The organism is Spirillospora sp. NPDC049652 (assembly GCF_040675125.1).
In the GTDB taxonomy this organism is placed as follows: domain Bacteria; phylum Actinomycetota; class Actinomycetes; order Streptosporangiales; family Streptosporangiaceae; genus Spirillospora.
In genome coordinates this window covers 1-4,104 of record NZ_JBFAOF010000674.1, presented here as the reverse complement: position 1 = coordinate 4,104, position 4,104 = coordinate 1, and the positions used below count along the sequence as shown (strand labels likewise).

At 73.8% G+C, this 4,104-nt stretch carries 5 protein-coding genes; 1 reads left to right on the top strand and 4 read right to left on the bottom strand.

Annotation, left to right across the window (positions count from 1 at the left end; translation table 11 throughout):
• On the bottom strand, positions 1-996 hold a 996-nt coding region (locus AB0J52_RS30370; RefSeq protein ID WP_500186085.1), incomplete at its 3' end, for an MFS transporter.
• A gap of 336 nt (positions 997-1,332) precedes the next feature.
• Here AB0J52_RS30370 and panB point away from each other — a divergent pair.
• Positions 1,333-2,145, top strand: coding sequence for a 3-methyl-2-oxobutanoate hydroxymethyltransferase (panB, locus tag AB0J52_RS30365; RefSeq protein ID WP_500186086.1), 813 nt, complete (start codon positions 1,333-1,335; stop codon positions 2,143-2,145).
• 52 nt (positions 2,146-2,197) lie between these two features.
• On the opposite strand, the gene AB0J52_RS30360 is transcribed toward panB, so the two are convergent.
• The 3 genes from AB0J52_RS30360 to AB0J52_RS30350 form a co-directional block, all read right to left on the bottom strand.
• Positions 2,198-2,989 carry a hypothetical protein gene (locus AB0J52_RS30360; RefSeq protein WP_500186084.1) on the bottom strand — a complete coding sequence of 264 codons (792 nt, stop codon included), beginning with the start codon at positions 2,987-2,989 and terminating at the stop codon, positions 2,198-2,200.
• A gap of 16 nt (positions 2,990-3,005) precedes the next feature.
• Entirely contained in the window at positions 3,006-3,374 is a 369-nt protein-coding gene (locus AB0J52_RS30355) for a hypothetical protein (protein ID WP_500186083.1), read from the bottom strand.
• 226 nt (positions 3,375-3,600) lie between these two features.
• Positions 3,601-4,104 (bottom strand): NAD-binding protein (locus tag AB0J52_RS30350; RefSeq protein ID WP_500186082.1); only part of this gene is annotated, 504 nt, incomplete at its 5' end.

The following is a 4,104-nucleotide window of genomic DNA, read 5'->3' as shown; positions in this document are numbered from 1 at the left end:
GCCGAACCGGCGGACCATGGCGGCGCTGCGCGGCGAGAACACCAGCTGGGCGACCGCGAACGGCATGACCATCGCGCCGGACTCCAGCGGGCTCAGCCCGCGCACCGACTGCATGTAGAAGTTGGAGAAGAAGAACACGCCGCCGGCGGCGAAGAAGCACAGCGCGATCGCCGCGACCGACGCCGACAGCCGCGGGTCGCGGAACAGCCGGACGTCGAACGCCGGGTGCTCGGTGCGGGCCTCGTGCCAGACGAAGGCCGCCAGCACCAGCGCGCCGAGCCCGATCGGCAGGAGCACGTCGACCGCGCCCCAGTCGCCCTTGTCGCCGCCCCGGATGATGCCGTAGGACAGCGCCACCAGGCCGATGATCGACAGCAGCACGCCGAACGGGTCGAGGCCGCCGCGCTCGGGGTTGCGGGACTCGGGCACCAGGAACACGATCGCCGCGGCGCCCGCGACGATGACCGGGACGTTGATCAGGAAGACCGAGCCCCACCAGAAGTGGGCGAGCAGCAGGCCGCCGGTGATCGGGCCGATCGCGACGCCGAGGCCGACCGCGCCCGCCCAGAGGGCGATGGCGCGCGGCCGCTCCTTCGGCTCGAACACGTTGGTGATGATGGACAGCGTCTGCGGCATGACCGCCGCGCCGCCGAGGCCCATCAGCGCGCGGGCCCAGATCAGCTGGGTCGGCGACTGCGCGTAGGCCGAGGCGAGCGAGGCGACGGCGAAGATCGCCATGCCGGCGAGCAGCACCCGCTTGCGGCCGAGCCGGTCGCCGAGCACCCCGAAGGTGAACAGCAGCCCGGCGAACACCAGCGTGTAGGAGTTGATCGACCACTCCAGCTGGCTCTGGGTGGCGCCGAGCCCCTCGTGCGGGTCGGCGATGGTCTTGAGGGCGACGTTCAGGATGGTGTTGTCCAGGACCACGACGAGCAGGCTGACCGTCAGCACGCCGAGGACGTACCAGCGTCGCCGCTGGATGGTCTGGGGATCCACAGAGCTCCTTGGGGAACAGGGGTGGGTTCGGGCAGGCGGGAAGAGATTGCGCTACGGGAGCGTTGCGGAATGAGCGTACGCCGATGAATTCAGATACGCAACCGTAGCGTTTCGAAAGTCCCCCGGGCGGGCGGACGGGCGCCGCGGTCCGGGACCGGGGCGGGAATCGCCGGGGGTTCCGTGGCGGTTGTTCAGGTGGAATCATCGGTTCCGTCCGGGTACGCCACCGTGGCGCCTCGAGACTGGAGGTACACCGTGTCTTCTGACGTGTCCGCTTCCACGCCGTCCCCCGCCCAGCAGGGGTCCCCCCAGCAGGGGCCCGCCCAGCCGACCGCCCTGTACGGCGGCAAGGGAACCCGCCGGGTGACGGTACGTGACATCGCCGCCGCCAAGGCGCGGCACGAGAAGTGGCCCATGCTCACCGCCTACGACGCCCTCAGCGCGCGCGTCTTCGACGAGGCGGGCATCCCCGTCCTGCTCGTCGGCGACTCGGCCGCGATGGTCGTCTACGGCTACGACTCCACCCTGCCGGTGACCGTGGACGACCTCGTCCCGCTCGCCGCCGCCGTCGTGCGCGGCGCCCACCGCGCGATGGTCGTCGCCGACCTGCCGTTCGGGTCGTACCAGGCGAGCGTCCCCGAGGCGCTCGCGACCGCGACCCGGTTCATGAAGGAGGCGAAGGTCCAGGCGGTCAAGGTCGAGGGCGGCCTCCGGATCCTGCCGCAGGTCGAGGCCATGGTCGCGGCCGGGATCCCGGTCATGGGGCACCTCGGCCTCACCCCGCAGTCGGTGAACGCCTTCGGCGGCTACCGCGTGCAGGGCCGCGGCGAGGACGGCGAGCAGCTGCTGGCCGACGCCAAGGCGCTGGAGGCCGCGGGAGCGTTCTCCGTCGTGCTGGAGTGCGTCCCGGACGAGCTGGCCCGCCGGGTCACCGCCGCGATGTCCATCCCGACGGTCGGGATCGGCGCGGGCGAGGGCACCGACGCGCAGGTGCTGGTCTGGCAGGACATGGCCGGGCTCACCCCGCACACCGCCAAGTTCGTCAAGAAGTACGCCGACCTGTTCTCCGTCCTCGGCGACGCGGCGCGCGAGTTCGCCGGCGAGGTCGTGACGGGCGCCTTCCCGACGCCCGAGTACAGCTACAAGTAGGCCGCGCTCAGGCCGGCCGTGGTGAGATAGGCCGCGCTCAGGCAGGCCGCGGTCAGGCCCTGCCGGGGTCCGCTTCCGAGCGGGTCCCGGCGGGGCCTCTCCCGTTCCCGGTGGGCGGGCCGTCGTCGGGCGTCCGCTGGGCGGGGATCGCGGCGGGACGGCCGTCCGGGAGTTCGCCGGACGGGTCGCCGTCCGCCGCCGGGTCCTCCTCGCGGATCTCCTTGTGCAGGGTCCGGACGGCGGCGTCCAGGACGTCGGGGCCGGCGACGTTCATCAGCAGCAGGCCGAGGTTGAGCGTCTTCTGGCCGTCCGACATGTCGCTGCCCGCGAGGGCGTCCACGGCGGTGCGCAGGTCGGCCTGGTCCTCGGCGGAGACGTTCTGCAGCAGGCCGAGGCAGTAGGTCGGCAGCGCGAGCCGGGCGCGCGGGAACGACACGCCCTCCATGATGCGGCCGACGTCCTGCGCGCGGCTGCGCGCCTGCACCCGGTCCACGCCCCGGTCGGCGGCGGCCAGCAGCGAGGTCAGCAGGGTGGACGGGCCGACCGCGACGTCCTCGTCCCCCACCCGGACGGTGAACACCGCGCTGCGGAAGATCATCATCGAGCCGAGGCTGGCGGCCAGCACCTGCGCGGCGCCGAGCATCTGCGGCGACTTGACCCCGAACTCCCAGTGGAAGGTGCGCAGGAGCAGCAGCGAGCCCGCGCCCGCCGCGCCGTTGATCAGCACGTAGGCCCAGGTGCTCGGCACCCGGACCAGCGTGATCGGGCGGTCCCGGTACCGGCTGACCAGCTCCGCGACGCCGACCAGGCAGGCGAGCATGACCGTGATCAGGTACCCCGTCACGACCGGCCGGCCCCCGTCACGCGTCGCCGGGCGGCGCCAGGCGCACGATCTCGTCGATCTCGCGTTCCACCGTCACCAGCCCCCGGTCGCGCAAGGTCTCCACGGCGTCGGCGATCTCCAGCAGCCCGAGCCCGGTGCCGTGCTGCAGCTGCTCCAGCGACTGCGGCCGCCCGGCCTCGGTGAGCCGCGCCAGCACCCGGCGGCACGCCTCGGTGAGGTCGGTCTCGTCGGGGTCGCCGTCGCCGCGGCGGCCGACGGGGCCGCCCGGGAACGGCGCGGGACGCGGCACGGTACCGGCGGCGCCGCTGCCGGTGTCGAGCGAGCGTCCGGGCGGACGCAGGAAGGAGCTCCACGGGTCGGCCGACCGGTTCTGCCTCATCTTCACCTGCCCTGTCGTACGGCGATCATAGGACGCGGTCCGGCCGCGGCGGAACCGCCGCGGCACATCCCAGGATGCCCGCCCCGCACCGGTTCCCGCACGCTTCCGGCGTACGGCGGATCGGCGTCGGGCCACCCCTCCACGTCAGCACTTGGACGCGCCGGAGTCGCCTACCGCTCCGGTGACTCCGCCGAAATCCGCGCGGCGAGGCGAACCCCCGGCGGCGGGCGCGTCAGAGGGAGCGGCCCTCCTCGTCGCGGGCGTGCGGATCGGGTTCGGTGGAGCGGGCGACGATCAGCCGGTCCCCGGCGCGCAGGGCGTGGCAGCCGGGGGCGTCGTAGGGCAGCGTCCGGCCGTCCCGGACGACCGCGACCACCGGCTGGCCGACCGCGCCGGTCGGGCCGCCGACCTCCTCCGGCCGGACCTCCCGCTCGACCAGGTCCAGGCCGCTGCCGCGCTGGAGCAGGTCCTCCATGACGGCGCTGAGGTGCGGGTGCAGCGCCGCGACGCCGAGCAGCCGCCCGGCCGTCTCCGACGACACCACGACGTGGTCGGCGCCGCTCTGCCGCAGCAGCGGGATGTTCTCGGCCTCCCGCACCGTCGCCTGGACGCCCGCGTCCCGGTTGAGCTGGCGGACGGTGAGGGTGACCAGGACGGCGGTGTCGTCGCGCGCGCAGGCCACCATGATCTCGCGGGCCCGCTCGACCGCCGCCCGCCGGACGGTGCTGCGGCAGGC